The organism is Sphingobium sp. VMM, assembly GCF_056790315.1.
Window position 1 is genome coordinate 35,581 of the sequence record NZ_JBXGSI010000005.1, and the last position, 26,736, is coordinate 62,316.

Below are 26,736 nucleotides of genomic sequence, written 5' to 3' on the forward strand. Positions count from 1 at the left end.
GAGGCTGATATGCGACATATGCGATGGATGGGGGGGCTGCTTTCTGGGGGCGGTATTGTTGCTGCCGTGGTGCCTGCGTTTGGGCAGGAACAAGCCAGTCAGGATGGTCAGGCTGTCATGCTCGGGTCGGTTCGGGTCGAAGGGGAGGCCGTTGATGATGGGCTGACCAGCGATCCAGCATCTACCGAGGGGACCGGCTCTTACACGACCCGGTCGATGAAGACCGCGACGAAGCTGCCCATGTCGATCCGGGAGACGCCGCAGTCGGTGACCGTCGTCACCCGCCAGCGACTGGATGATCAGGTGATGACCAACATCACCGACGTGGTGAAAAATACGCCAGGCCTGTTCCTCAACTATTCCAGCGGGCCCGGCCGCCCGAGCTTTACCGCGCGCGGCTTCGATATCGACAATATCATGTATGACGGCCTACCGTCCCGCTATCAGGGATGGGTCGTGGGCAGTCAGGCAAATATGGCCGTCTATGACCGGGTGGAGGTGGTGCGCGGCGCTACGGGCCTTGTAACCGGCAGCGGCAATCCATCGGCGGCGATCAATCTGGTGCGTAAGCGCCCGACCCGCGACTTTCAGTTCAATCTCGAAGGATCGGCCGGCAGTTGGGACAATTATCGCGGGCAGATCGACATGTCGGGCGGTGTCGATCAGGCCGGCAATCTGCGGGTGCGGGTCATCGGCTCCTATCAGGACAGCAGCAGTTTCCGCGACGGCGAGGTCATTCATCGCGGCCTGATCCATGCGATCGGCGAATATGATATCGGTCCCGATACGACGTTGATGGTGGGCGTCACACATCAGGATGATTTCTTCAACAGCTTCTGGGGCGGCTTGCCGCTCAGCGCCACCGGCGCCCATCTCGACCTGCCGCGCTCGACCCGGCCCAGCTATGACTGGGAAGGCAAAAGCCAGAAGTCGAACACCGTCTTTGGCGAACTGATCCATCGTTTCGGCCACGACTGGAGCGTCCGGCTGGCGAGCATGAAGGTGTGGCAGGATGCTATGTTCTCCGGCACCTATGTCTATCGGCGGCCCGACCTGACGCTCACCCATTCCGCCTATCAGGCCGCCTATGACGAGGATCAGGCCAGTGTCGACCTCTATGCCAGCGGGCCGGTCACGTTGTTTGGCCGTGACCATGATCTGACATTCGGCGCTAGCCGACGCGAGACCTCAACAGGCACGCAAAATTACAGCGGGGGAGGGCTGCTCGCAGGCAATGTCGACATGTTCGATTTCGACCCGGCCAGCGGTACTCGGCCCAATTTCGTGCCGACGACCTACAGCCGGAACGTCATCACCCAGAGCGGTCTCTATGCCTCGACCCGGCTCAATCCGTTCGACGGGCTGAAGATCATCCTGGGCGGGCGGCTGGATTGGTATGATTATGATAACCGCACGGCTGCGACCGGCGATTACAAGGTCGATGCCCACCAGACCGTCTATGCCGGCGCGATCCTGGACATCGATCGTCATCATTCGTTCTATGCCAGCTTCACCGAAATTTTCCAGCCGCAGACGGCCAGGGGCTTTGCTGTCGACACCGACAGCCAGGCGATCCTGAAGCCGATCACCGGCCAGAATTACGAGGTGGGTATCAAGGGCGAATATCTCGACGGGGCGCTGAATGCGGCGATCGCGCTTTTCCGCATCGACCAACGGAATAGGGCATTCGTGCCGACCGACCAGAGCGGTTGTCCCAGCTTCCCGGCCAGCAGTTGCTCGACGGCTGCAGGTCTGGTGCGCAGCAAGGGCATTGATGCCGAACTTCAGGGCGCGATTACGCCCGACTGGAACATTTCGCTCAGCTATACCTATACCAGCATCGAATTTGTGCGGGACACCAACCCTGAAAATGGCGGCAAGAATTTCGAAACCGACATGCCCCGCCACATGGCGAAACTGTCGACCTTCTACACGCTGCCGGGGAAGCTCAACCAGCTGCGTATCGGCGCCGGACTTAACTGGCAGAGCCGCATCTACAACGACAATAACGGCGCCAATTTCAACAATGTCGCCTTTCGCGTCGAACAGGGGGCCTATGCCGTTGCCGACCTGATGCTGGGATACAAGATCAGCGACCGGTTCGATCTTCAGGCCAACGTCAACAATCTGTTCGACAAGCATTATTACAAGGCGATCGGATATGATATCCGCTGGGGTTCGACTGATGCCTATGGCGATCCGCGCAATATTCTGGTGACGCTGCGCGGCAGAATCTGAAGGCATGCGCTCGCCAGCCATGGTTGGCGAGCGTCGCAATCGTACGATGCGCTGAATTTTTGCTTGTCTGGAGCCAGTCCGGCTTTGCCAAGGGCTGAAATAGTGGCTCCCCGAGTAGGATTCGAACCTACGGCCATTCGATTAACAGTCGAATGCTCTACCGCTGAGCTATCGGGGAGCAGCCCCGCTTGCGCCGGGCAGGCCGCGCATATGCAGCGGCTTGTCCCAAATGGCAAGCGCTGCTTTCGCCATTCCTGAAAAAAATCTGTGCATATGCATGCGCTTGCGGAACGGGCGCATTTTCGTCCTTTTCCGCCGGTTTTTCAGGTTTCGCCGATGTGGATGGCAAGCCAGATGGTCGGCGCGTCCGTATGGGTGACGCGGTGCGGGATGCCCGCTCGAATCAGTCGATGATCCCCCGGTTCCAGGCGATAGGTGCCGATCCCTTCCAGCAGCAGTTCGGCGGTCCCGGTCAGCACCAGCACCCATTCATCCCAATGCTGGACATAGGGGCGCTCCGGCGGTGTGCTGTGGCCGTGGGATATAATCCGTTCGATCCGCACGCCCGGCATCGACACTATATCCTCGAACAGTTCCTCGGCCTCATGTCCGGACGGGATATCGAGCAGGTTGGTCGGCGCATCGACCGGCAATGCAGGAGGTGGGCATGTCATCGGCGCATGATGCCGATTGGCGGAAAATTGGAAATGGGGGTTTTTACCGGGGCGTCAGCCTGTGGGACGGGGCGTGCCATCTCCGTTGTCGCCGCGCTTGTTGCTTGAAATCCTGCGCCTATCGTGCTGACCATGCGGCCTGGCCGTTCGGCCCAATGTCAGAACAGGGGTTTGATACCGTGACAATGATATCCCGTTTGCTGCTGTCGGCGGCAATGGTGGCGGGCGCGTGCGCCGCGCCGGCAATCGCGCAGCCCAAGCAGGTGCTGACCCACGAAACGCTGTGGATGATGAAGCGCGTCGGCGCGCCGGTGGCAAGCCCGGACGGCAAATGGGTGGTCTATGCGCTCAGCGAACCATCCTATGAGAAGGATGGCGCCGTCAGCGACCTGTGGATCGTGCCGGCCAACGGATCGGCGGCGCCGCGCCGCCTGACCGCGACCAAGGCGGGCGAGGGCGATCCGGCCTGGGCGCCCGACAGCCGCCGCATCGCCTTTTCCGCCAAGCGCGAGGGCGACGATGTCGCGCAAATCTATGTGCTGGACCTGGCCGGTGGTGAAGCTCGCCGCGTGACCAGCATCCCGACCGGCGCGGGCAAGCCGATCTGGCGGCCCGATGGTCAGGCGATCCTGTTCGAAAGCGCGGTCTATCCCGGCGCGATGGACGCCGCCGCCAACAAGAAGACGGCCGAGGAGCGCAAGGCGCGCAAATATAATATGCGCGTCTATGAGCATTTCCCGATCCGCTACTGGAACGACTGGCTGGACGACAAGCGGCCGAGCCTTTGGCTCCAGCCGCTGGCGGAAGGTGCGCCGGCGCGCGATATCCTGTCCGCCACCAAGCTGGCGCAGGCCGATGGCTTTGGCGGCAATGCCCAGAGCGACGGCGGCATGACGCTGGCGCCGGTCTGGAGCCCGGACGGCAAGGAGATCGTCTTCACCGCCACCACCGAACGCTGGAATGCGGCCCATGCTCGCGTCAATTTCGGCCTCTATCGCATGCCGGCTGATGGCGGTGAGCCGGTGCTGGTGACGCCGACGCCGGGCGAATATGGCGACATGAAGTTCACGCCGGACGGCAAGAGCCTGATCTTCCAGTTCAACACGCAGGGGCAGGAGGTCTATGATCTGGCCAAGCTGCACCGGGTTGCCTGGCCGGCGGGCGGGGCAGCGACGCTGCTGACCGGCGGCTTCGATCGCGCGGTGGACAGCTATGCCGTGACGCCTGACAGCCGCAGCCTCTATCTGACCGTGCCGGACGCGGGGATGGAAAATCTCTATCGTGTGCCCGTGAGCGGCGGCACGCCCGAACTGGTGATCGCGCCCAAGGTCGGCGGCTATGCCGGGATCGACATTCCGTCGGATGCCAAGTCGACGCAGATCATCGCCAGCTATGGCAGTTCGGTGAACCCGGCGGAAATCGTGCGGATCGACCCGGCCGCCAAGCGGCACAAGAATCTGACCAACGTCAACACCGCGCTCGCCGCGACGATCGACTGGGCCAGCCCGGAACATTTCTGGTTCACCACCGACAAGGGCCGGCGCATCCACAACATGATCGTCACGCCCCCGGCGTTCGACCCGGCGAAGAAATATCCGCTGATGGTGCTGATGCATGGCGGCCCGGCATCGTCCAACATGGACCAGATCGGCCTGCGCTGGAATTATCATCTGCTCGCCAGCGCCGGCTATGTCGTGCTGATGACCGACTATACCGGCTCGACCGGCTATGGCGAAGCCTTCTCACGCGCGATCAAGCTGGACCCGCTGCGTGGCCCGGCGAACGAGATCAACCAGGCGGTGGATGAGGCCGGCAAGCGCTATGGCTTCATCGACACGGCCAATGCCTGCATCGGCGGCGCCAGCTATGGCGGCCATCTCGCCAACTGGATGGAGGCGACCACCACCCGCTACAAGTGCATCGTCAGCCATGCCGGCGAAGTCGACCTGCTGACCCAGTGGGGCACCAGCGACTTCAACTATGGCCGCGAAGTGGCGAGCGGCGGTCCGCCCTGGGGCGACAGCCCGGTGTGGCGTGACCAGAGCCCGATCACCTATGGCAAGGACTGGAAGACGCCGATGCTGCTGACCGCGGGTGAGCGCGATTTCCGCGTGCCGCTGGCGAACACGCTGGAAACCTGGTCGACCTTGCAGCGGATGCAGGTGCCCAGCCGCCTGCTGATCTTCCCCGATGCCTGGCACTGGATCACCAAGCCGGAGGATAGCCGCCAATTCTACCGCGAGGTGCAGGGCTGGCTGGCCCATTATCTGAAAGGGGCGCCGGAAGTGAAGGGCGGCCCGATCGCCGAGCCCGAAGCGGCCAAGGCGCAATAAGCAAAAAAAAGGCCCGGTCGATGAACGACCGGGCCTTTTTCCATCAGTCCTTTTCGACCTGGCTGACGTCGCGCACCGCGCCGCGCGCGGCGTTGGTGGTGAGCGCCGCATAGGCGCGCAGCGCCGGCGAGACATTGCGCTTGCGGCCGAACGGCTTCCACGCCTTCTTGCCGCGAGCGACCATCTCCTCATGGCGGCTGGCCAGTTCGGCATCGTCGACCAGCAGTTGGATGCCGCGATTGGGGATATCGATCAGGATCGGGTCGCCGGTCGCGACCAGCGCGATCAGGCCGCCCTCGGCCGCCTCGGGCGAGACATGGCCGATCGACAGGCCTGACGTGCCGCCGGAAAAGCGCCCGTCGGTGATGAGCGCGCAGGCCTTGCCCAGCCCCTTCGACTTCAGATAGCTGGTCGGATAGAGCATTTCCTGCATGCCGGGGCCACCCTTGGGCCCTTCATAGCGGATGACGACGACGTCGTTCGCCTTGACTTCATTGCCCAGGATGCCGGCGACCGCCGCGTCCTGGCTTTCATAGACACGGGCCGTGCCATGGAAGGTCAGGATGCTGTCGTCGACGCCGGCGGTCTTCACGATGCAGCCCTCGGGCGCCAGATTGCCGAACAGCACGGCCAGGCCGCCATCCTTGGAGAAGGGATGTTCGGCGCTGCGGATCACGCCGGTCTGGCGATCCATGTCCAGTTCCTTCCAGCGGTTGTTCTGGCTGAAGGCCTGGGTGGTGCGCACGCCGCCCGGCGCGGCCTTGAAGAACTCCTGCACCGCCTCGCTGTTGGTGCGGCTGATGTCCCAGCGGTTGATCGCCTCGCCCATGGTGGTGGCGTGGACGGTCGGCAGACTGGTGTCGAGCAAGCCGGCGCGTTCGAGCTGGCCCAGGATCGCCATGATGCCACCGGCACGATGGACATCCTCCATATGCACGTCCTGCTTGGCCGGGGCGACCTTGCACAGGCACGGCACGCGGCGCGACAGCCGGTCGATATCGGCCATCGAGAAATCGACGCCGCCCTCATGCGCGGCGGCGAGCAGATGCAGCACCGTGTTGGTCGAACCGCCCATCGCGATGTCCAGGCTCATCGCATTTTCGAAGGCCGCATGGCAGGCGATGTTGCGGGGCAGGGCGGATGCGTCATCCTGCTCGTACCAGCGGCGCGCGAGGTCGACGATGGTGTGGCCGGCCTCGCGGAACAGCTTCTCGCGATCGGCATGGGTCGCCAGGATCGAGCCATTGCCCGGCAGCGACAGACCCAGCGCTTCGGTCAGGCAGTTCATCGAGTTGGCGGTGAACATGCCCGAGCAGCTGCCGCAGGTGGGGCAGGCCGCCTTCTCGATCGCGGCGACTTCCTCGTCGGTGTAATTTTCGTCGGCGGCGACGACCATCGCGTCGACCAGGTCGAGCGCCACGGTCTTGCCGCGAATGTCGGCCTTGCCGGCTTCCATCGGGCCGCCCGACACGAAGATGACGGGGATGTTGAGGCGCATCGCGGCCATCAGCATGCCCGGCGTGATCTTGTCGCAGTTGGAAATGCACAGCAGCGCGTCGGCGCAATGGGCATTGACCATATATTCGACGCTGTCGGCGATCAGATCGCGGCTGGGCAGCGAATAGAGCATGCCGTCATGGCCCATGGCGATGCCGTCATCGACCGCGATGGTGTTGAATTCCTTGGCGACGCCGCCGGCCGCTTCGATCTCGCGCGCGACCAGCTGGCCCAGATCCTTCAAATGGACATGGCCGGGCACGAACTGGGTGAATGAATTGGCAATGGCGATGATCGGCTTGCCGAAATCCTCGTCCTTCATGCCGGTGGCGCGCCAGAGGCCGCGCGCGCCCGCCATGTTACGGCCGTGGGTGCTGGTGCGTGAACGATAATGAGCCATTTTGCGCCGTTCCTGTAATCTTGTTTCCCTGCAATGGCTGCCCCTACGCCTTTGCGCAAAGGTTGTGAAATATATTATTGAAGCAATATAAGGTCGCAAGGAGACTTTATTGCCATGGACCTTCGCCCGCTGCGTCATTTTCTGGCTGTTGCCGACACGCTGCATTTCGGCCGGGCGGCGCAGCGCCTGGGCATGACCCAGCCGCCGCTCAGCCAGTCGATCTTGGCGCTGGAGCGGGAGCTGGGCGCGCCGCTCTTCACCCGGTCGAAGCGCAATGTCGCGCTGACCGCCTTTGGCCGGCAATGGCTGGAGCATGTCCGTCCGGCGGTGGAGGCGGTGAGCGCGCTGCCGGACATCGCCCGCCGCCTGCGCGACGGCAGCGCGGGGCAGATCGGCCTCAGCTTCGTGAGCACCGCCGACTATAGCCTGTTGCCGGCGCTCGTGCGCGATTATGCCGCCCGTTTCCCGGAGGTGGAGATCGCACTGACCGAGGCGACCAGCGACGTGCAGATTGCCGATCTGATCGACGGGGTGAATGATGCCGGCATATTGATCGCGCCCGATGGCGCGCTACCCGACGCGCTTGCCTATATGCCCTTGCTGCGCGAACCGCTGGTAGTGGCGGTGCCGGAGGGCTGGGTGGCGGACGATCAGGCGCAGGGCGATCCCTGGCTCGACCGGCCGCTGATCCTGTTTCCGCGCCGGGTGGCGCCGGCCTTCCATGATCTGGTGAGCGGCTATCTGGCCGGGCGGGGGCAGCCGCTGCTGATCCGGCAGGAGGCGATCCAGATGCAGACGATCATCAGCCTGGTGTCGGCGGGCATGGGCATCGCGCTGGTGCCGGCGTCGCTCCGCAACCTGGCGCGGACCGGGGTGCGCTATCTCGACCTGCAGGATGCGCCGATCCTGGAGACCGGCCTTGCCTGGCGGCGGGACGATGATGGCGCGACGCTGGCGGGGTTGCTGGGCGTCGCCCGCGCCATGGCCTGAACAGAAAGAGACCCCGTCGCACAAGGGATGCGACGGGGCCGAGGTTCAGGGAGGTGTCACTCCAAGGGGGGAAAGAAGTGACAGCCACATCTATAGGTTCGGTCCATGAACCTTATGTGAAGCAAGCAGAAATTTTCTGCGGGGGCGCTTATGCGCTGAAATTCGCCACGTCGGGCTACCAGCGTTCGCCCTGGGTCGAGGCGACGACGGGGCGCTGGTAGGAGGCGTCTTCCCTGCTCCAGTGGGGCTTGAGGAAGCCTTTCACATTGGCGGAATAGACCCAGCTCGCATCGGTGTCGGCGGTCATCTCGATCGTGCAGCGACGGGTGAGCAGCCGCCATTCGCCGCCGCGCCGTTCCAACTGGTCGATATAGCGGCCAAAGGCGATCGTCGTGGTCTTGCCATCCTGCCAGAACAGGCCGCCGACCGTGTAGCTTTCGCAATAGGCGGTGTCGCCGTCGATCTCGCACAGATGGTTGGTGATATTATGGCTGGTCGACAGGAAGAATTTGCCATGGCCCATATTGGCCCGCGCCGCATAGTCGGGCGCGTGGGTGATGATGGGGCCATGTTCGTCCACGCCATCCTCCCACCAGCAACTGTTGATGATGTCGACATCCTGCCGGTCGCGTCCGCGGCATTCGCGCAGGATGCAATCGCGGATCGCCTGCCGGTCCTGCAGGTCGCGCACGGTGGCGCGCAGCGCGGCGACTTCCTGTTCGAGGTCCATCTCCAGCTTTCCCTTTCAGTCCTGCGGCACCAGTTGCACCTGCATCATCTCGCCATTCGGCCCCATCGGGCTGTCATGTTCCTCGACCAGGCAGACAGGGTTGCTGTTGCTGGCGAAGAGTTGCAGTTCGTCGGCCTTGCGGATGTCGAGCATCGCAGGGTCTGACAGGCCCTTCATCGCGGCCTGATAATCGGCCAGGCTGTTCCACCATATTTCCATGATGCAGTCATAGCCGGGATCAATGACCTCGCCGGTCAGCGGGTTGGGCTGGGGCGTGACATAGCGGCGGACATAGCGCTGGGCGTTGGGCAGGGCGGGCTTGGCGCCCATCTTCTGCGACAGGCGCGAATGCTGGTTCTCATAATAGTCCATGAACTGGTCCATGGAGAGGTCGTCGCGCTTCCTGAGGAAGACGATCTGCTTGATCATGGCTCTCCTCCCGCGCTCAATATTGCCGTTCGCCGGTGGCGTCCGACGCCTTGAAGCCGTCGATCGGTTCAATCGACTTCATCATCACTAGCGGGATCAGGCGGTCGGTCGACTGTTGATAGCCGGCATAGGCCGGGAAGACCTGACACATGAAGGCCCAGACCCGGTCGCGTTCCTCGCCCTCCGGCTCGCGCCAGGTCGCTCGGAAGGCCTGGGTCGCGACCTGGAAATCGACCGTCTCGCTGTCGCGGATGTTGAGATACCATGCGGGATGATGGTCGGCGCCGCCCTTGGACGCGACGATCACCACTTCGCCGCCGATATCGCCATAGATGAGGGTGGTGATGAAGGTCTTGCCGCTCTTGCGGCCGGTATAGCGGATCATGCAGTGGGTGGTGAAGCCATGGCCGCCGACGGCGGTGATGTCCATGATATGGCCCTGCGCCCCGCCCGATCGCAGATACATGTCGCGATGCTCGCTGATCCAGTCCTTGCGCGTGTCGCGGATGGCGGCGGAACTGTCGTCGCTCATGACGGCCTCCTCTCTGTCAACTTCGGTGTAAACCAGCCGGGCGCCCGACGGACCTGAAAAGGGCGTCGCCATGGCGATGCTTGGCCGATCGGATCAGCGGATGATCCGGTCATATTGGGGCAGCGGCGCGACGCCATAGCTTTGCCGATAGGAGGGCGGCTGGCGATCGCCCACGTCGCGCAGCCCATAATGTTCGGCCAGTTCCGCGCCGATCAGCGACTGGCCGGCATGGTCCGCCAATGCCGGATCCTGCGACAGCGCCCAGATGACATGGCCGGTGAACTCGGGCGTTTCGACCATCTTTTCCAGATAGGCATATTTGGCCGGGTCCGACGCGATCAGTTGCAGCAGGCGTCCGGTGCGCAGCGCGCCCATCCAGATCGACAGGGCTGTGACGCCGGTATCGCGCAGGTCGACGGCCATGTCGGCCGCCATCTTGTCCTGGCTGACCTTGTGCGCGCCATAGCCGGGGCCATAGACATAATGGGAGGCGCCCGACCCCGATGTGAAGACGATCAGCCCCTGGCGCCGATCGACCATCATCGGTGCGGCATGATAGCTGGCGACATAGGAGCTGCGGATGCCGACGGTGATGATGTCGGCCAGCTTCAGCGGCTTTTCCCAGAAGCGGCCGGGCAAAGTGAGTTCGTCATGGATGGCGGCGACATTATTGACCAATATGTCGATATGACCCTGTTCGGCGCGCACCCGGTCGAACAGCGCGCGGGTCTGCTCGTCATCGCCATGATCGACACGCACGGCAATGCCCTGTCCGCCAGCGGCCGTCACGGCGGCGGCGGTTTCGTAGATAGTGCCGGGCAGGGGGGCGTCGCCGGCCTTTTCCGAGCGCCCGGTGACATAGACGATGCAGCCATGCTGGCCGAGCGCGGTGGCAATGCCCTGGCCCGCGCCTCGGCTGGCGCCGGTGACGACCGCGACCTTGGGTGTCTGGCTCATCCATTCTCTCCTTGGGGCGCTGGGCTAACCCAAGCAGTCTGTGTCTGGCCATGCAGATGTGGGAGATATCGCTTCGGCGTTAGGCCGGGCTGGGCGGATTGCCGACCAGCTCCAGTTCATGGCCGTCGGGGTCGTGGATCATCAATATGGCCGGCCCCTTGCCCGATGCGCGGATCGCACCGACCGGATAGCCCGCCGCCTGCATGCGCGATGCGACACCCGACAGGTCGGGCACGCGCAGGACGATCTTGGCGATGCCGTTGTCGGCCGGCGGCACCTTCTGCGCCTTGTCGTGTAGCAGGATCAGGGTCAGCCGGCCGGCCTTGCCATCGGCGCAGAGCATGACTTCCGTCACAGGCCCATGTTGCAGCGTGGTCGCGGGGACGAGGCCGAGCGCGGCCTGATAGAAACGCAGCGCCTTGTCGAGATCGGCCACGGGCAGGCCGGGCGCCATCAGGGTCGCGCCGACCGGTGGTGGCGTCTGGGCATGAAGCGGGGCCGCGCCGACGGGCAGCAGGGCGAGCAGCAGGGCGATGTCGCGCATGGATCAGGCACTTTCGCTGGCGGTGGTGGCCGGGGCGTCGTCTGCCCTCCGGCGCTGCTTGATCTTGTCGAAATCCGCCTCGAACTTCGGACGCATGGTGCCGCACAGCCGATCCCAGATCGTCGTGTAGCCACCGAAATTGCCGGTGAAATAGCGATGATGCTGATCGTGGAAGGTGGCGGAGATGAACCATTTGGTCGCCCAACTGCGGTTCCACCAGCGCGGCAGCATCTCATAGCCGGAATGGACATAGAGGCCCATGATGATGTTGGTCGGCACGATCAGCGCCATCGTCGCGTCATGGACGGTGAAGACGGTCAGGAACAGCGGCACGAAGCCGCCATTGATCAGCGATTCCAGCGGGCTGACCGACAGGGTGGTGAGCAGGTTGGGGGATGTCGACTTGTGATGCAGCTTGTGGACCCAGCTATAGACCGGTTCCTTGTGCATCCAGCGGTGCAGCCAGTAGAAATAGGTGTCGAACAGGAAGAAATAGAGCGCATATTCAAGCGCGATCATCCACCAGGTGGCGGGCGCCGGGTTGAAGCTGATCGCGCCGATTTCGACCAGCTTGGTCTTGATCGTGCCGAGCAGCACGCCGGTGATGGCGAGGTTGATGACGGCAAAGCCGGCTTCGTTCCGGAAAATCTTCCACTTGAAGCCGCGCGGCTGGATCTTGCGCGCCTTGAAATAGCCGCTGACGATGCCGGCGCCGATCCCGGTCGCGACAAACAGGCCAAGCCATAGCGAGAGAAGATGCTCGCCCTTTCCCAGATATTCCAGCACGCCGGTCCTTCCCGTAGCAGACAGAAGGGCCTGCTATCACGGGATGGGCCGGGGATTTTGTCGGCGCTGACACATAGGCTGGAAATGCAGGCGGGCGCTCAGCCGCGATTGGCGTTGATCCCGTCCAGCACGAAATCGGCGATCGCGGCGTCGATGCTGGCATCGTCCGCCATGCCCGCCGGATAGAGCCAGTCGCGAAACAGCCGATTGGCGAGCACCGCGGCAAAGGCGGCGCGGACCATCAGGCGCGGATCGACGCGCGGCGTACCCTCGATCCGGGCCGACTGGACGGCGGCCCCCTGCTCGAAATAGGCGGCCAAGCTCTCGATCGGGTTGCCGCTGTCCCCCGCCGGGCCTCCGGCCAGTATCATCGCCCGCAGGAGCGCCTCATGCTCGGTGACGAAACGTTGCAGTTCGGCGATGTAGAGACGCGCCGTGTCCGCCCGGCTGGCATCGTCCTGCGGCACCGGATGATCCGCATTGAAGCGTTCGAGATGCTGGCTGAGCGGGCGGAACACGGCTTCCTGGAACAGTGCGGCCTTGGACGCGAAGCTGCGAAACAGTTGCGCCTCGGTCGTGTCGGCGGCGCGGGCGATCGCGGCGGTCGTCGCGCCGGCATAGCCATGGCGGCGAAATTCCTCCTGCGCCGCCTGGATCAGTCGGCTAGCGACCTCCGCCGAGGATCGGCGCGGCCGCCGGGCCGGCTTGTTGGCGTCGCCGCCGTTCATGCGCGCAGGCGCGCTTCGGACAGGTCAAGCTCACGGGTGAGCTTGCGCCCGACCTCGCTGCCGATCTTGCGGCTGCGCAGCAGGGTGAGGAGGGCGGCGCGTTCCGCCGCGACGCCGACCATGCGGAAATCGCGGAACAGGGCGCCTTGCGCGCGCAGGCTGTCGGCTTCGGCTGCGCCCAAGGCCTCGATTCGCTCACGATACAGGTCCATCACGCGGGCGCCAGCCTCGGCATAGCGTTCGGCATGGCCATGGGTTTCGGCCAGTTCATGCTGATGCCGCTCGATCGCCTGGATCGCTGCCTCGGCGGTGACGATGCGGGCGGCGTCCTCTTCCGCGGCCTTGTTGGCTTCGGCCGGCATGTCGAGATTCTTGAGCAGCAGCGGCAGAGCGACACTGGCCAGGATCAGCGACAGGATGATGACCCCGGCGGCCAGGAAGATGGCAAGATCGCGGGCGGGGAAGGGCGTGCCGTCGTTGAGCGCAAGCGGCAGGGTCAGCACACCGGCAAGGGTGATGGCACCACGCACGCCGGCGAACGATGTCGCCGCCACCAGCCGCCAGTTGGGCCGGCGCGGACCATCGACGCCGCGATACTGGTTGCGCAGGATTGTGAAGCGCAGCGACACCCACACCCACAGGAAGCGCAGCGCAGCGAGGCCGACGACGATCGCGACCGTGTAGAGCGCCAGCCAGCCGGGTTCGCTATGGCCGGTCAGCGCGACCGTGCGCTTCGCTTCGGCAAGGATGCCGGGCAATTGTTCGCCCAGCAGCACGAAGATGATGCCGTTGAGCGTGAACTGGATCGTGTCCCACACCGAATTGCGGCGCATCCGGGTTTCGGCCATCGCCTCGCGCGAGATTTCGGCGAAGGTCATGGTTACGCCGGCGGCGACGGCGGCCAGGATGCCGGAGGCATGGACATGTTCGGCCAGGATATAGGAGCCGAAGGGGATCAGCAGGCTGACCAGGATCTGCGATCCGGTTTCCTCGCCCCAGCGGCGCGTGACCCAGGCCTTGGCGCGCGACACGACCAGCGTGACCCCGACGCCGATCGCGATGCCGGCAAAGGCGAGCCAGAGGAAGTTGAGCGCAGCATCGCCGGCCGAGAAGCTGCCGGTCAGCGCCGCAGCAATGGCGAAGCGCAGGCAGACCAGGCCCGAAGCGTCGTTGAGCAGCGATTCCCCTTCGAGGATGTGCATCATGCGCTTGGGAATGGGCACGCGCGCGGCGATGGCGGACACGGCGATCGGATCGGTCGGCGAGACCACGGCGGCGAGCGCGAAGGCGACGGCGAGCGGCATCGCCGGGATCATCCAGTTGATGAAGAAGCCCATGCCGATGACGGTGGTCAGCACCAGTCCCAGCGCCAACTCGACTACGGTCGAGGCGTCCTTGAGCAGTTCATCCTTGGGAATGCGCCAGCCGTCGAGGAACAGCAGAGGCGGCAGGAACAAGAGCAGGAATATTTCGGGATCGAGCGCGACCCTGTGCGATGTCGACAGGCCGATGATCGCGCCAAGGGCGATCTGGACCAGAGGTGTCGGGATGGAAATCGGCATCATGCGCGACAGAGCGCCACTGACGACGACGGCCAGCAACAGGAATAATACGACCGAAATGACGTCCAAATCTTCGCTCCAACTTATGTGTGGAGCGACCCTAGGCGGACGGATTGCCGATGGGCAAGCGCCGGGGGCGAATTTTCCTTCGATTTCAGCACCGCAACGCGGCTGTCATGCAGCGGACCTAGAGGGTTAACATTATTTGCCGTTCGGGGACGATTCGATGAATGCAAGCGTGGCAATTGGCGGGGCACGCCGGCCCGAGATGGACAAGGGGCTGGGCATGGCTGGCTCGATCGGCTTTGGCGCCGCCATCATCGCCGCGCTGATCTATGTCGTCTACAGCGTCTATAGCGATGCGACGGCGGTGGGCGTGGCGCCGACCGCCTATCTGCCCTTCCTGCTGCTGTTCCTGGCGCTGTTGATCGCGCTTGGCTTCGAATTCGTGAATGGCTTCCACGACACCGCCAATGCGGTCGCGACGGTGATCTACACCAATGCGATGCCGGCCAATATCGCGGTGGTCTGGTCGGGCTTCTTCAATTTCCTTGGCGTGCTGCTGTCGACCGGCGCAGTCGCGTTCGGCATCGTGTCGCTGCTGCCGGTCGAACTGATCCTGCAGGTCGGGTCCAGCGCCGGTTTCGCCATGGTGTTCGCGCTGCTGATCGCGGCGATCCTATGGAACCTCGCCACCTGGTGGCTGGGCATCCCGTCGTCCAGTTCGCACACGCTGATCGGATCGATCATCGGCGTCGGCGTCGCCAATGCGCTGTTGCATGGCAAGAGCGGCACGTCCGGCGTCGACTGGAGCAAGGCGACCGAGATCGGCCAGGCGCTGCTCTTTTCGCCGCTGATCGGCTTTGGTCTGGCGGCGCTGCTGTTCGTGGCGATGAAAGTCCTTGTCCGCAACAAGGCGCTCTATCGCGAGCCGCAAAATGGCATGCCGCCGCCATTGTGGATCCGTGCGCTGTTGATCTTCACCTGCACCGGCGTCAGCTTCGCCCATGGCTCCAATGACGGGCAGAAGGGCATGGGCCTCATCATGCTGATCCTGATCGGCACGGTGCCGACCGCCTATGCGCTCAACCGCGCGGTGCCGGCGCGCTACACAACCGAATTCCACGCCAATTCGATTGCCGCCACGGCGGCGCTAGGCCAGCGCGCGCCCGCCATGATGCAGCCGGCCGAGGCGCGGGCGCAGGTCACGCGCTATATCGCCGACAAGCGCTTTGCCGACACGACCATGCCGGCGCTGTCGCTGCTGATCGCCGATGTCGATCGGCAGGTGATGAATTATGGATCGCTGGCGCAGGTGCCGGCCGCTGCTGTCTCCAACATCCGCAACGACATGTATCTGGCGTCCGAAGCGATCAAGCGGCTGGGCAAGGAAAAGGCGGCAGGTCTTTCCGAAGCGAAAATGAAGGCGCTGACGACCTACAAGGGCTCGCTTGATGCCGGCACCCGCTTCATTCCGACCTGGGTGAAGATTGCCGTCGCCTTTGCGCTGGGCCTGGGCACCATGGTCGGCTGGCGGCGGATCGTAGTCACGGTGGGCGAGAAGATCGGCAAGACGCACCTCACCTATGCACAGGGTGCCTCGGCCGAGCTGGTGGCGATGGCGACGATCTTTGGCGCGGACCATATGGGCCTGCCGGTTTCGACCACCCATGTCCTGTCGTCGGGCGTGGCCGGCACGATGGCGGCCAATGGATCGGGTCTGCAGATGGCGACGGTGCGCAACCTGCTGATGGCCTGGGTGCTGACCTTGCCCTGTTCGATCCTGCTCGCAGGGCTGCTATATCTGGTCTTCGCACAGATATTCTGATCGACAGGAGCGGCATATCGGCGACCGGAACGACCCGCTGATCCCCATCACCTTGCCGGTTCCGGGCATGGGACCGGGGCTGATCTGGGGGCTGGACTTCGCGCCTGATGCGATCAGGGCGGTTGATCATTGCGATGGCGGGACGACGGGCGGCTTTCGCTGGCTGCACCTGAACCTGGCCGATCATGGCACGCGGCAATGGATCGAGGGGGCGGCGATGCTGCCCGAGGCGGTGCGCGAACTGATCCTGTCGCCCGATACGCATCAGCGGGCGCTGGTCGATGGCGACACGGTTGGCTGCGTCCTGCATGATTTCGAGCGGGACTTCGATGTGGCGGATACCGCGCGGGTGGGTGCGCTGCGCATGGCGTTGACGCCGACATTGATGCTGACCACCCGGCTGCATCCGCTGCGCTGCGCCGACATCGCGCGCCATCGGCTGGAGCGGACGAAGGGCGTGATCGGCGGTGCGCAGGCGCTGGACCTGCTGGTCGGCGCCATTGCCGAAAATATCGCCGATATCAGCCGTACCCTGTCGGCCGATATCCAGCGCGCCGAGGATGCCTTTCTGGAGGGGCATCATCCGCCCCAGCCGCGCGACCTGGTCGGCATTCGCCGCCGGCTCGCGCAACTGCATCGGCTGCTGGCCGGCGCCCGCGGCGTGTTCCAGCGGCTGGAGCGGGACGAGGAACTGCCGGACGCGCTGCTGCCCACGGTCGAGAAACTGACCCAGCGGCTGCAGGCGCTGGACGCCGACATATTGGAGGGCCAAGCGCAATTACGGCTGTTGCGCGACGAACTGGACATACAGGCGGCGCAGCGGACCAACCAGAATCTCTACATCCTGTCGATCATCACCGCGCTGATGCTGCCGGCGACCCTGGTCACCGGACTGTTCGGCATGAACACTGGGGGCATGCCCTTTGCCGGTGCGTCGCATGGTACGCTGACCGCGACGCTGGTGGCGGCCGGGGCGGCGGGGGTGAGCTATTGCCTGCTGCGCTGGATGGGGTTCATGCGGCGCTGAACCGCGATCCATCGCGCCGGCGATCTCGGGCCGGGGCCTCTCCTAAAATCAAATGATAGTGAATACTATCTATATGCTGCCCGCCAGTGGCAGAGGAGAGGCATGCCATCATGATCATCGAACCCGACATCCTGGCCTATCTGACTGATCTGGAGAGTGCGGTCGCCAATCTTGGCGACACCTGGCGCCCCGACGATCCGGCCTATCGCGCCGACGTCTATCGCCAGACGATGACCAGCCTGTCCTATGCCTATTTCGCCTATTTCCATGCCACGCCGGAGCATCCCGATTGGGCCCCCTTGTGGAACCCGGTCTATACGCTCCAGCCCAATCCGGACGATATCTACCTCCAGTCGCCGATCCGCGGGGATCTGACCTACCGCATCGCCGGCAATCGGGGCAGTTGCAAGATATTGAGCTTCACCACCCAAAGGGCCTTGTCCGGGACGGTCGATGAAATGCCCCGACCCAATGGCCATCATGAGGTGGACGACAGCGATCTGGGGCTGGAGCCGGGGGAGCATTTCGAACTGATCCTGAGCGCCCGGCGCCCGGCGGGCTATGCTGGCAAATGGGCGCCAATCGATCCCCAGGCGGGCGGGCTGATGGTGCGCTATCGCAGCTATGACTGGCTGAACGAGGTCGATCCGCAACTGACGATCGAATGTCTGGATCCGGTGCCACCCAAGCCGCGCCTGTCGCCGGAGGAGATTGTCGCGCGCATCCGGGAAATGGCCAAATTCCCCGGTCGCAAGACGCGGCTTTATTATCCGATGCAGAATGGCGTGAAGGAGCGGGTTGGTTTCAACCGGTTCGAGCCGGTGCGGATGCCCGGCGCGCTCGCCAAGCAGGTCTACTGGCCGGCCTGCTTCCAGTTCGACGCCGATGAGGCGCTGATCATCGAGACCGATATCCCAGCCCATGCGCCCTACTGGAATATCCAGCTCAACGACCCCTATTTCAACGCGCTGGAATATGTCTATCGCCTGTCAAGCAGCAACGGCCATTATGCGAAGCTGAGCCGTGACGGCAAATATCGGGCCGTCATCGCGCTGGAAGACCCCGGCGTGCCCAACTGGCTCGATCCTGCCGGCTATCGCGAAGGCGGCATCTATGGCCGCTGGTATGATTGCGACAGCGCGCCGGTGCCGAGCATCACGCGGGTGAAGCTGAACGCGTTGCGCATCCATTTGCCCGCCGACACGCCGATCGTCACGCCGCAGCAGCGCGCCGAGGAGTTGCGGCTGCGGGTGCGGGCCTGCCAGCGTCGGCGGCGCTGGTGAAGGGGAGGGGATTGCCAATGATGTCGAACGGATATGAACCGCCGCTACGCTTCGCCGCCGCGCTCGACCAGTTGCACGATCTGGTGACGGCGGAAACCGGCCATGATGATTTTGGCCCCGACGATTATCTGCCGGGGCTTCGCGTGCTGCTCCAGTCGATGGATTATGATCCGCGCTTTACCGCGGCGGGGCGGCGCACTGCCTGGGGGCATGTGGTCGGCGTTCTGCGCGGCCGGGCAAGTGCGATCGCGGCGATGAAGGCGCATCCGGGCTTCGATGCCCGGCCGATCCTGAGCCCTGTCGTCATCACCGGCGTGCCGCGCACCGGGACCACGGCGTTGCATCGGCTGATGGCGGTCGATCCGCGCTTCCAGGGGTTGCAAAGCTGGCTGCTCGATACGCCGCGTCCGCGTCCACCGGTCGAAAGCTGGCAGGACGATGCCGATTTCCGCCGTTCGGTCGCCTTGCTGGAGCGGCGCTATGTCGATGCACCAGCCAAGCGGGCCGCGCATCATGTCGCGGCCGAGGAAGTGCATGAATGCTGCATGCTGCTGCGTCAGTCCTTTGTCTCCAACCTGTGGAACTGCGGCTGGTCGGCGGCGAGCTATGACGCCTGGTGGTGCGCGCAGAGCGAGGCAGCCGGCTATGACCATTATCGCCGCTGTGTGCAGTTGATCGGTGCCAACGACCCGGACAAGCGCTGGCTGCTCAAAAATCCCGGCCATATCGAAAATCTTGACCTGCTCTTTGCCGTCTTTCCCGATGCAAAGGTGATCCAGACCCATCGCGATCCGGCCAAGGCCTTGCCTTCGCTCGTGTCGCTGCTGATGGCGGGGCATGGGGCGATGGAGGAAGGGCGGGCGGCCGAGCGCGGCGCGCTGATGCTGGCACGCGAAACGGCCAAATGGTCCCATGCCGTGCGCAAGGCGGAAAAGGTGGCGGAACGCCATCCGGGCCAATTGCTCGATATCGTCCATGGCGATTTCCATGCGCAGCCCATGGCCGTGCTGGAGCGAATCTATGCCTTTATCGGCATGGAGATGCCCGATGCGACGCGCATGGCCATGGCACAGCGGATCGCGGACAAGCCCGAGATGCAGCATGGCGTTCATCGCTATTCGATCGCTGACTATGGCATGAGTGCGCAAGAGGTGCGGTCGGCGTTCGGCGATTATGTGGCGCGCTTCGACCTGGCGGAGGCAGGGCGATGAAGGCGGCCATCTATCCGGGCGATGGCCAGCCGATCGTCATCGCCGACCTGCCCGATCCGCGACCGGCCATGGGGGAATTGCTGATCCGCGTCCACCGCTGCGGCATCTGTGGCACCGACCTTTCGATGACGAGGGGCGGCATATGGGATTATGGCCGCGGCGTGCAGATCGGCCATGAATATGCCGGCGAAGTGGTGGACGTCGGCGCGGGTGTCGATCGCTTTCGGGCTGGCGACCGGGTCGCGGTCATGCCCTCGATCGGCTGCGGCCAGTGCAGTCCCTGCCAGGAACATGGCAATCCGGTATTGTGCGGGGCGAAGCCGGGCGGCGCGATGCGGGGCTTTGCCGAATTTGCGGTGGTGCCGGCCGGTGCGGCGGTACGCCTGCCCGAAACCCTGTCCCTGGCCGATGGCGCGCTGATCGAGCCGCTGGCCGTCAGCCTGTATGGCGCGCGCTTTGCCGATATCCGTCCCGGCGACCCGGTGCTGGTGCTCGGCGGGGGCACGGTCGCTCTCTATGCCATCTATTGGGCGCGGCGATTAGGAGCGGGGCGGATCGTGGTCCTGTCGCGATCCGACCGGCGGCGTGATCTGGCGATCGCCATGGGTGCCAATGCCTTCTTCTCTTTTGGTGACGAGGAAAAGGGGCAGGTGATCGAAGCGCTGGGCGGCGCGCCCCGGATCGTGTTCGAGGCTGTCGGGGTGGACGGAATGCTGGGGCGGGCGGTGAACCATGTCGCGCCATTCGGGCGGATCGTGTCGCTGGGCTTCTGCACGGCGCCGGATGCGGTCATTCCGGCGCTGGCATCCTATAAATGCGCCAACCTGCAATTTGCCGTCGGCTACCGCATGGCGGAATTCCTGCACATCGCCGACCAGATGGACAAGGGGCATGTCGACCCCAAGGCGATCATCAGCAACGCGATCGCGCTGGATCAATTGCCGGCGATGATGGCGACGCTGCGCGGGACCAATGAAGAGACCAAGGTGCATGTCCGTTGCGGCTAGACCTGGACGGCGACCGCCTTTCGCCCGTCGCCGCCGAAGACGCGCAGATAGCGATCGATCTCGGCCGGATCACCGGTCGCCTTGGCGGGATTGTCCGACAGCTTGACCGCCGGGCGACCATTGGCGTCCACCACCTTGCACACCAGTGAGATCGGGTCGAGCCCGTCGGTTTCGAACGGGGCGCAGCCGCGAAAATCATTGGTGAGATTGGTGCCCCAGCCAAAGCTCATCCGCACGCGGCCATGGAAATGGCGATAGGTCGCCTCGATACTGTCGACGTCCATGCCATCGGAAAAGATCAGCAGCTTGCTGCGCGGATCACGCCCCTTTTCCTGCCACCAGCGGATGATCTGCTCACCCGCCTCGATCGGTGGCGCGCTGTCGGGACGGAAACCGGTCCAGTCGGCAACCCAGTCCGGCGCGTCCTTCAGGAAGGCGGCGGTGCCGAACGCGTCGGGCAGGGCGATGCGCAGATTGCCGCCATAATGGGCCTGCCATTGTTCCAGAACCGCATAGGGCGCGCGGGCCAGTGCCGCGTCATCCGGCGCCAGCGCCGCCAGCACCATAGGCAGTTCATGCGCATTAGTGCCGATCGCTTCCAGGTCGGCATCCATCGCCAGCAGCACGTTGGATGAGCCGATGAAACGGTTGCCCAGACCTTCCTTGAGCGCCTCGACGCACCAGCGCTGCCACAGGAAGCCGTGGCGGCGGCGCGTGCCGAAGTCGGAGATGACGAGATCAGGCAAGGCGCTCAGACGCTCGACCTTCTCCCACAATTTCGCCTTGGCACGGGCATAGAGCACGTCGAGCGCGAAGCGGCCACGCCCCTTCATCGCCGCGCGCGATCGCAATTCGTTGATGATCGCGAGGGCCGGGATCTCCCACATCATCGTCTCGATCCAGAGCCCGTGAAAGCGCAGCTCATATTGGCCGTCGACCTGGCGCAGCTCATATTCCGGCAGGCGAAAGTCCGCGAGCCAGGCGATGAAATCAGGGCTGAACATCTGGGTCCGGCCATAGAAGCTGTTGCCCGCCAGCCAGATCAGCTCCTTCTTGCCGAACCGTAAGGAGCGGGCGTGGTCGAGCTGGGCGCGCAGTTCGCCTTCATCGATGATGTCGGCCAGGCGCACATGGTGGGTTCGGTTGATCAGCTTGAAGGTCGTCTGGACGTCGGGATGCTGCTGCCGGATCATCTGCAGCATCAGCAGCTTGTAGAAGTCGGTGTCGAGCAGGCTGCGCACGATCGGGTCAAGCCGCCAATTATGGTTGTAGGTGCGGGTGGCGATATCGGTGAAGACCATGAAGAACCTGATGGACAGCAAAATTGACAGGGGCGTGCTGCACCGTTCCCCATGGAGATCATGATGGCAAGGCTGATGAAGGGATTATCGGCCGATGAAGTTCGGGGTGCGCTTGTCTCGCGCGGCGGCCAGCCCCTCGCGATGATCGGCGGTGGTGGCGAGCAAGGGCTGGACCATGAACTCGCGGTCGAGGAACTGGTCGAAGGATAGCGTGGTCGCTTCGAACAATTGCTTGCTCATCGCCTGCGCGACAGGCGGCCCCTTCGCAATGCGGGTGGCGAGGTCGATCGCCGCGTCTCGGACCGGTCGTTCCGCCTCGATCGAGAGGATGAGGCCGAGCTGCAAGGCTTCATCGGCGGTCAGCGTCCGGCCGCTATATACGATTTCCTTGGCGCGCATCGGGCCGACCAGCCGGGTCAATTGCCAGATGGCGCCAGCGTCCGGCGCGTAGCCGATCCGGCCGAAGAGTTGGGCAAAGCTGGCATTCGGGCTGGCGAGGATCAGATCGCAGGCGAGCGCCAGGCTCCAGCCGGCACCGACGCAGACACCGTCGACCGCTGCGATGACGGGCTTGGGCGTGGCCATGATGGCGCGGATCATGCGGTGGAGCGCGCGCATCCGCTTGAGGAAAGCAGCACTGTCGGCGGCGCCCATCTCGCCGGTATCGGCGCCCGAGCAGAAATGACCGCCTGCACCGGTCAGGACGACCGCGCGAACCCCGTCATCCTGCGCCAGATTGTCGAACAGCGTGGCGATCTCGCCGCGCATCGCCATGGTGAAGGCATTGCGCCGGTCGGGGCGATCGAGCGTCACGATCGCCACTGCGCCGTCATGCTCCAGCCGCAGGCTCATGGCGTGGGCGTCCAGCCGAAGGACTGGCTGCTTTCCCGCTGCCATTTGTCGAACCAGGGGGCGAGCTGGCGGGCGCGGAAGTCGGGGGTGGCGGCGATATGCTGGCCGATGACCAGCGGGTTGGTGCGACCGTCCTGGCTGGCGGGCCATGGCGGCAGGCCGGGGCCGTTGGGATCGCCGTTCCGCACATAGTTCATCATCCAGCCTGACATGGTCCTGGCGAGCGCCCGGCTTTCCGTATCAGCCGAGGGAGACTGGCCGAGCCAGAACAGGCGGTCGGCGCAATGGTCCGCGCCGGGCTTCGAACTGCGCTGGTCGGGCGGCACGAAATCGAACTGATAGGCGCGTGTCGGCAGGCCGGCGCGGGCCGCCAGCTGGGTCATGCCGAGCGCCGCCGAGGTGAACAGGAAGTCGGTCTGAACCTGGCGCAGCAATTCCGCCTCGTCGGTCAGGCCATAGCTGGCGGACACGGCCGACAGATCGATGCCGAAGCGCCGTGCCATTTCCGCCCGGCCAAAGCCCATCAGGCCAAAGACGCTGGCTTCGTTGCTGGTCGATCCGCTGATCAACGGGACATGCGCGATCTGGCCCCTTGCGAACAGGGTGGAAAGGGGAGCGGGTAGCCAGCTGCCGTCGACGGTTGCGCCAAAGTCCGGCGCGCCGCTGTCACCGGCCAGCACCTGCGCGACACTGAGCCTGCGCAGGGCAGCGAGCGATGGCGCGCCATCGCCGGTCACGCCGGTGCGCTGGGCAAAGGCCAGTCCCTGTTCCTGCGCCTGGGGCAGGGGGCGGTTGGCGTTGAACAGGCCGCCGGCCGAATGGGCGCTGGCGCGGGCTAACAGGCCCCTGGCCATCGGCGTCGCCATCAGCGCATTGATGCTGGAGCCGCCCGCCGAACAGCCGATGATGGTCACATTGTCGGGATCGCCGCCGAAGCGGGCGATGTTCTGCCTGACCCAGCGCAGCGCTGCGACCTGGTCCATCAGCCAGAAATTGGCCGTCGCCTTGGGCGCCTCGGCGGTCAGGGCGGGATGGGCGAAGAAGCCGAGCCGCCCGATGCGGTAATTGGGGGCGACAAGGACGACACCCTGCTTGACCAGCGGCGGCATACCGTTGCGGAACGGCTCCCGACCCGAGCCGACGAAATAGGCGCCGCCATGGACGACGAACAGCACCGGCAATTTGCGGGCGCTAAGGTCAGGCGAGGCGACGTTGAGGGTCAGGCAATTTTCATCCTGGGGGAAGGCGGCGTCCTCTTTGCGCTGTGGCTGGGGGCAATCGGCCGCAAAGCCTGTAGCGTCACGCTCGGTCTTCCAGGCGCGGACCGGTTGCGGTGCGCGCCAGCGATTGGCGCCGACCGGGGGGACGGCATAGGGAATGCCGCCGAAGAAGCGGACATCGTCGCGCACCACGCCGCGGATCGGACCGGACGCGGTGGACAATCGGGGCGGTGCCGAAGAAGGGGCGGCATTTCCAAGGCTTGCCCATAAAGCGACGGCCGTAGCCGCGCAGGCGACAGGACGCTGCACCATCTCCATCATCCCCTCACCAATTTTGCTCTATGGTGCATAATAATGTTGGAGAGGATTATCGCTGTCAAGCGCGCAGGCGCGTTGACAGGGTCATGAATCTGCACCAATGTGCAATATAAAGAGGCGCGAACAGGGGCGCACGGAGAAGGATGAGAACATGAAGGGAAGAGTGTCGACGGCCGTGGCGATCCTGGCCCTGGCAAGCGGGCTGGTCGCCTGCGGCGCGGACAGCGCAGCGCCGGGCGGTCCGACCGCCAACTGGTCCAGCTTTGGCGGCGACGACAAGGAGCAGCATTATAGCGCGCTCGACCAGATCGGCGCCGACAATGTCGGCAAGCTTGGCCTCGCCTGGTCCTATGATATTGACACCTATGACAGCTATACCCAGCCGTTGGCGATAGATGGCGTCCTCTATTTTGCGGTGGGCCTGTCGGTCGTCCATGCGCTCGACGCCAAGACCGGCAAGCTGTTGTGGCAATATGATCCCGACGTGGCGAGCCAGCCCGAGGCGAAATGGCGGATGCGCGCCGGCTGGGGTACGCGCGGCATCGCCTATAAGGACGGGCTGATCTATACCGCCACGCGCGAAGGCCGGCTGATCGCGGTCGACGCCAAGACCGGCAAGCCGCGCTGGTCGGTCCAGACGCTCGACGAGGCGGAAAATGGCTATATCACCGGCCCGCCATGGGTCGCCGGCGACAAGGTCGTGGTCGGCTTTGGCGGCGCGGATTACAGCCCCACCCGCGGCTATGTGACCGCCTATGATGCCAAGACCGGCAAGAAGGCGTGGCGCTGGTTCGTGGTGCCGGGCGATCCGGCCAAGGGCTTCGAGAACAAGGCGATGGAGGCGGCGGCCAAGACCTGGACCGGTGAATGGTGGAAGTTCGGCGGGGGCGGCACGGTGTGGCATGCCATGGCCTATGACGCCAAATATGACCGCATCTACCTCGGCACCGGCAATGGCTGGCCGTGGAATCAGAAGATCCGTTCGCCCGGCGGCGGCGACAATCTCTATCTCGCCTCGATCGTGGCGATCGACGTGAAGACCGGCGAATATGCCTGGCACTATCAGGTGAACCCGGAAAACAGCCACGATTTCAACGATGCGATGGATATCGAGCTGGCCGATATCGAGATTGGCGGCAAGATGCGGTCGGTGCTGATGCACGCGCCCAAGAATGGCTTCTTCTATGCGCTGGACCGCGAGACCGGAAAGTTCATCTCGGCCGGCGAGTTCGCCAAGCAGAATTGGGCCAAGCGGATCGATCCGGTCACCGGCCGGCCCGAGATCAATCCCGAGGCGCAATATCCGAATGGCAAGCCGTTCATGATGTATCCCTTCCCCAATGGCGCGCATGGCGTCCAGGCGATGGCGTTCAGTCCCAAGACGAACCTCAGCTATATTCCGGTGATGGAGGGCGGCCGCGTGTTCGTCGATCCGGCCAATGTGAAGGACTGGACCTACAAGCCGGGGATGATGGTCAATACCGGGCTGGGCGCGCCGCCGCCCAATCTGGTGCCGCCCGCTGCGGTGAGCAAGCTGGTCGCCTTTGACGTCGCCAACAACAAGGTCGCCTGGTCGGTGCCGCAACCTGGCGTGTTCAACGGCGGCATCATGGCGACGGGTGGCGGCCTGCTGTTCCAGGGCACGAATGACGGCAATTTCAACGCCTATTCGGCCGCCGACGGGCGCAAGCTCTGGTCCTTCCCGGCGCAGAACGGGATATTGTCCGCGCCGATCAGCTATACGGTCGGCGGCAAGCAATATGTGTCGGTGATCACCGGTTTCCGCAGCAGCTTCCCCAATGTGCCCAACTGGGATTATCGCCAGCAGCAGCGCCGGGTGCTGACCTTCGCGATCGGCGGCACCAAGGCGCTGCCCAAGTTCGAGCCGGTGGACGAGCCGATCCAGGATGATCCGGGCTTCACCGTCGACGCCGCCAAGGCCAAGGTCGGCGGCGGCATCTACAATAGCAGCTGCGTCATCTGTCATGGCGCGGGCATGATGGCGGGCGGCGCCGCGCCCGACCTGCGCAAGTCGGCGGTGCCGCTGGACGCCGAGACGTTCAAGTCGGTGGTGCATGACGGGGCGCTGATGGCGCGCGGCATGGGCGCCTTCGAGCAGTTGAGCGACGCCGATCTGGAAGGGCTGCGCCACTATATCCGCCAGCGCGCGCGGGAAACCGCGCCCAAGGCGAACTGACCTCCCATGGCATCCGTCCCCTTGTGGCGGATGCTGCTTCGCCCCGCTTCCTTTCATCGGGAGGCGGGGCTCCTTGTCTGCGCCGAGCGGGG

At 64.4% G+C, this 26,736-nt stretch carries 22 protein-coding genes and 1 tRNA gene; 9 read left to right on the forward strand and 14 right to left on the reverse strand.

All coding sequences use genetic code 11. The features are described from left to right. Positions 1 to 117 precede the first annotated feature (117 nt). Positions 118 to 2,238, forward strand: a complete 2,121-nt coding sequence (locus ACUCV3_RS08170; protein WP_279728381.1) for a TonB-dependent siderophore receptor — start codon at positions 118 to 120, stop codon at positions 2,236 to 2,238. A 103-nt stretch (positions 2,239 to 2,341) separates the two neighbouring features. Here ACUCV3_RS08170 and ACUCV3_RS08175 read toward each other — a convergent pair. After that, positions 2,342 to 2,416: transfer RNA gene (locus ACUCV3_RS08175), tRNA-Asn, on the reverse strand. A gap of 145 nt (positions 2,417 to 2,561) precedes the next feature. Beyond that, positions 2,562 to 2,912, reverse strand: a complete 351-nt coding sequence (locus ACUCV3_RS08180; RefSeq protein ID WP_234831776.1) for a cupin domain-containing protein — start codon at positions 2,910 to 2,912, stop codon at positions 2,562 to 2,564. 185 nt (positions 2,913 to 3,097) lie between these two features. Here ACUCV3_RS08180 and ACUCV3_RS08185 point away from each other — a divergent pair, with 185 nt between their 5' ends. Next, complete coding sequence (locus ACUCV3_RS08185) at positions 3,098 to 5,245, forward strand: S9 family peptidase (RefSeq protein WP_279728410.1); 2,148 nt, start codon at positions 3,098 to 3,100, stop codon at positions 5,243 to 5,245. 43 nt (positions 5,246 to 5,288) lie between these two features. On the opposite strand, the gene ilvD is transcribed toward ACUCV3_RS08185, so the two are convergent. Then, complete coding sequence (gene ilvD / locus ACUCV3_RS08190) at positions 5,289 to 7,142, reverse strand: dihydroxy-acid dehydratase (protein WP_482240540.1); 1,854 nt, start codon at positions 7,140 to 7,142, stop codon at positions 5,289 to 5,291. A gap of 114 nt (positions 7,143 to 7,256) precedes the next feature. On the opposite strand from ilvD, the gene ACUCV3_RS08195 reads away from it, so the two are divergent. Continuing rightward, positions 7,257 to 8,132: a LysR family transcriptional regulator gene (locus ACUCV3_RS08195; protein ID WP_279728379.1), complete on the forward strand. Its 876-nt coding sequence runs from the start codon at positions 7,257 to 7,259 to the stop codon at positions 8,130 to 8,132. Between the two features lie 175 nt (positions 8,133 to 8,307). Here ACUCV3_RS08195 and ACUCV3_RS08200 read toward each other — a convergent pair whose 3' ends face one another. The 8 genes from ACUCV3_RS08200 to ACUCV3_RS08235 all read right to left on the reverse strand — a co-directional run bounded on the left by ACUCV3_RS08200 (position 8,308) and on the right by ACUCV3_RS08235 (position 14,469). Next, positions 8,308 to 8,862, reverse strand: coding sequence for a nuclear transport factor 2 family protein (locus ACUCV3_RS08200; protein ID WP_279728378.1), 555 nt, complete (start codon positions 8,860 to 8,862; stop codon positions 8,308 to 8,310). 15 nt (positions 8,863 to 8,877) lie between these two features. After that, on the reverse strand, positions 8,878 to 9,291 hold the full coding sequence (locus tag ACUCV3_RS08205) for an EthD domain-containing protein (protein ID WP_010338972.1): 414 nt from the start codon (positions 9,289 to 9,291) through the stop codon (positions 8,878 to 8,880). Positions 9,292 to 9,307: 16 nt separating this feature from the next. After that, complete coding sequence (locus tag ACUCV3_RS08210; RefSeq protein ID WP_279728377.1) at positions 9,308 to 9,823, reverse strand: nitroreductase/quinone reductase family protein; 516 nt, start codon at positions 9,821 to 9,823, stop codon at positions 9,308 to 9,310. Positions 9,824 to 9,916: 93 nt separating this feature from the next. Then, entirely contained in the window at positions 9,917 to 10,780 is an 864-nt protein-coding gene (locus ACUCV3_RS08215) for an SDR family NAD(P)-dependent oxidoreductase (RefSeq protein WP_279728376.1), read from the reverse strand. 79 nt (positions 10,781 to 10,859) lie between these two features. Then, positions 10,860 to 11,324, reverse strand: coding sequence for a VOC family protein (locus ACUCV3_RS08220; protein WP_279728375.1), 465 nt, complete (start codon positions 11,322 to 11,324; stop codon positions 10,860 to 10,862). 3 nt (positions 11,325 to 11,327) lie between these two features. Next, positions 11,328 to 12,110: a sterol desaturase family protein gene (locus ACUCV3_RS08225; protein ID WP_279728374.1), complete on the reverse strand. Its 783-nt coding sequence runs from the start codon at positions 12,108 to 12,110 to the stop codon at positions 11,328 to 11,330. Positions 12,111 to 12,208: 98 nt separating this feature from the next. After that, positions 12,209 to 12,838 carry a TetR/AcrR family transcriptional regulator gene (locus ACUCV3_RS08230; RefSeq protein ID WP_279728373.1) on the reverse strand — a complete coding sequence of 210 codons (630 nt, stop codon included), beginning with the start codon at positions 12,836 to 12,838 and terminating at the stop codon, positions 12,209 to 12,211. Next, positions 12,835 to 14,469, reverse strand: coding sequence for a Na+/H+ antiporter (locus tag ACUCV3_RS08235; protein ID WP_279728372.1), 1,635 nt, complete (start codon positions 14,467 to 14,469; stop codon positions 12,835 to 12,837). Before ACUCV3_RS08235 ends, ACUCV3_RS08230 begins: the two co-directional genes overlap by 4 nt. A gap of 199 nt (positions 14,470 to 14,668) precedes the next feature. Here ACUCV3_RS08235 and ACUCV3_RS08240 point away from each other — a divergent pair, with 199 nt between their 5' ends. The 5 genes from ACUCV3_RS08240 (at position 14,669) to ACUCV3_RS08260 (ending at position 20,756) form a co-directional block, all read left to right on the forward strand. Continuing rightward, complete coding sequence (locus ACUCV3_RS08240; RefSeq protein ID WP_432215151.1) at positions 14,669 to 16,228, forward strand: inorganic phosphate transporter; 1,560 nt, start codon at positions 14,669 to 14,671, stop codon at positions 16,226 to 16,228. Positions 16,229 to 16,295: 67 nt separating this feature from the next. After that, positions 16,296 to 17,255 carry a transporter gene (locus tag ACUCV3_RS08245; protein WP_279776160.1) on the forward strand — a complete coding sequence of 320 codons (960 nt, stop codon included), beginning with the start codon at positions 16,296 to 16,298 and terminating at the stop codon, positions 17,253 to 17,255. Positions 17,256 to 17,365: 110 nt separating this feature from the next. Continuing rightward, positions 17,366 to 18,538, forward strand: a complete 1,173-nt coding sequence (locus tag ACUCV3_RS08250) for a hypothetical protein (protein WP_048936636.1) — start codon at positions 17,366 to 17,368, stop codon at positions 18,536 to 18,538. Positions 18,539 to 18,555: 17 nt separating this feature from the next. Beyond that, a complete protein-coding gene (locus tag ACUCV3_RS08255; protein ID WP_048936635.1) occupies positions 18,556 to 19,749 on the forward strand; it encodes a sulfotransferase family protein in 1,194 nt (397 codons plus the stop codon). After that, positions 19,746 to 20,756: an alcohol dehydrogenase catalytic domain-containing protein gene (locus ACUCV3_RS08260; protein WP_279728369.1), complete on the forward strand. Its 1,011-nt coding sequence runs from the start codon at positions 19,746 to 19,748 to the stop codon at positions 20,754 to 20,756. Before ACUCV3_RS08255 ends, ACUCV3_RS08260 begins: the two co-directional genes overlap by 4 nt. Here the strand turns inward: ACUCV3_RS08260 and pncB are convergent. The 3 genes from pncB to ACUCV3_RS08275 form a co-directional block, all read right to left on the reverse strand. Beyond that, complete coding sequence (pncB, locus tag ACUCV3_RS08265) at positions 20,753 to 22,057, reverse strand: nicotinate phosphoribosyltransferase (protein WP_279728368.1); 1,305 nt, start codon at positions 22,055 to 22,057, stop codon at positions 20,753 to 20,755. The two genes, ACUCV3_RS08260 and pncB, sit on opposite strands and share 4 nt — an antisense overlap. An 84-nt stretch (positions 22,058 to 22,141) precedes the next feature. Further along, positions 22,142 to 22,909, reverse strand: a complete 768-nt coding sequence (locus ACUCV3_RS08270; RefSeq protein WP_279728367.1) for an enoyl-CoA hydratase/isomerase family protein — start codon at positions 22,907 to 22,909, stop codon at positions 22,142 to 22,144. After that, positions 22,906 to 24,351 carry a carboxylesterase/lipase family protein gene (locus ACUCV3_RS08275; protein WP_482240541.1) on the reverse strand — a complete coding sequence of 482 codons (1,446 nt, stop codon included), beginning with the start codon at positions 24,349 to 24,351 and terminating at the stop codon, positions 22,906 to 22,908. Before ACUCV3_RS08275 ends, ACUCV3_RS08270 begins: the two co-directional genes overlap by 4 nt. 247 nt (positions 24,352 to 24,598) lie before the next feature. Between ACUCV3_RS08275 and ACUCV3_RS08280 the strand changes: the two genes are divergently transcribed. Continuing rightward, positions 24,599 to 26,644 carry a PQQ-dependent dehydrogenase, methanol/ethanol family gene (locus ACUCV3_RS08280; RefSeq protein ID WP_482240542.1) on the forward strand — a complete coding sequence of 682 codons (2,046 nt, stop codon included), beginning with the start codon at positions 24,599 to 24,601 and terminating at the stop codon, positions 26,642 to 26,644. Positions 26,645 to 26,736: the final 92 nt, after the last annotated feature.

Bases quoted from the DNA above. Each gene is read 5' to 3' on its own strand.
- ACUCV3_RS08170 (WP_279728381.1), top strand. From the start codon at position 118: ATGCTCGGGTCGGTTCGGGTCGAAGGGGAGGCCGTTGATGATGGGCTG.
- ACUCV3_RS08180 (WP_234831776.1), bottom strand. From the start codon at position 2,912: ATGACATGCCCACCTCCTGCATTGCCGGTCGATGCGCCGACCAACCTG.
- ACUCV3_RS08185 (WP_279728410.1), top strand. From the start codon at position 3,098: ATGATATCCCGTTTGCTGCTGTCGGCGGCAATGGTGGCGGGCGCGTGC.
- ilvD (WP_482240540.1), bottom strand. From the start codon at position 7,142: ATGGCTCATTATCGTTCACGCACCAGCACCCACGGCCGTAACATGGCG.
- ACUCV3_RS08195 (WP_279728379.1), top strand. From the start codon at position 7,257: ATGGACCTTCGCCCGCTGCGTCATTTTCTGGCTGTTGCCGACACGCTG.
- ACUCV3_RS08200 (WP_279728378.1), bottom strand. From the start codon at position 8,862: ATGGACCTCGAACAGGAAGTCGCCGCGCTGCGCGCCACCGTGCGCGAC.
- ACUCV3_RS08205 (WP_010338972.1), bottom strand. From the start codon at position 9,291: ATGATCAAGCAGATCGTCTTCCTCAGGAAGCGCGACGACCTCTCCATG.
- ACUCV3_RS08210 (WP_279728377.1), bottom strand. From the start codon at position 9,823: ATGAGCGACGACAGTTCCGCCGCCATCCGCGACACGCGCAAGGACTGG.
- ACUCV3_RS08215 (WP_279728376.1), bottom strand. From the start codon at position 10,780: ATGAGCCAGACACCCAAGGTCGCGGTCGTCACCGGCGCCAGCCGAGGC.
- ACUCV3_RS08220 (WP_279728375.1), bottom strand. From the start codon at position 11,324: ATGCGCGACATCGCCCTGCTGCTCGCCCTGCTGCCCGTCGGCGCGGCC.
- ACUCV3_RS08230 (WP_279728373.1), bottom strand. From the start codon at position 12,838: ATGAACGGCGGCGACGCCAACAAGCCGGCCCGGCGGCCGCGCCGATCC.
- ACUCV3_RS08240 (WP_432215151.1), top strand. From the start codon at position 14,669: ATGGACAAGGGGCTGGGCATGGCTGGCTCGATCGGCTTTGGCGCCGCC.
- ACUCV3_RS08245 (WP_279776160.1), top strand. From the start codon at position 16,296: ATGGGACCGGGGCTGATCTGGGGGCTGGACTTCGCGCCTGATGCGATC.
- ACUCV3_RS08250 (WP_048936636.1), top strand. From the start codon at position 17,366: ATGATCATCGAACCCGACATCCTGGCCTATCTGACTGATCTGGAGAGT.
- ACUCV3_RS08255 (WP_048936635.1), top strand. From the start codon at position 18,556: ATGATGTCGAACGGATATGAACCGCCGCTACGCTTCGCCGCCGCGCTC.
- ACUCV3_RS08260 (WP_279728369.1), top strand. From the start codon at position 19,746: ATGAAGGCGGCCATCTATCCGGGCGATGGCCAGCCGATCGTCATCGCC.
- pncB (WP_279728368.1), bottom strand. From the start codon at position 22,057: ATGGTCTTCACCGATATCGCCACCCGCACCTACAACCATAATTGGCGG.
- ACUCV3_RS08270 (WP_279728367.1), bottom strand. From the start codon at position 22,909: ATGAGCCTGCGGCTGGAGCATGACGGCGCAGTGGCGATCGTGACGCTC.
- ACUCV3_RS08280 (WP_482240542.1), top strand. From the start codon at position 24,599: ATGAAGGGAAGAGTGTCGACGGCCGTGGCGATCCTGGCCCTGGCAAGC.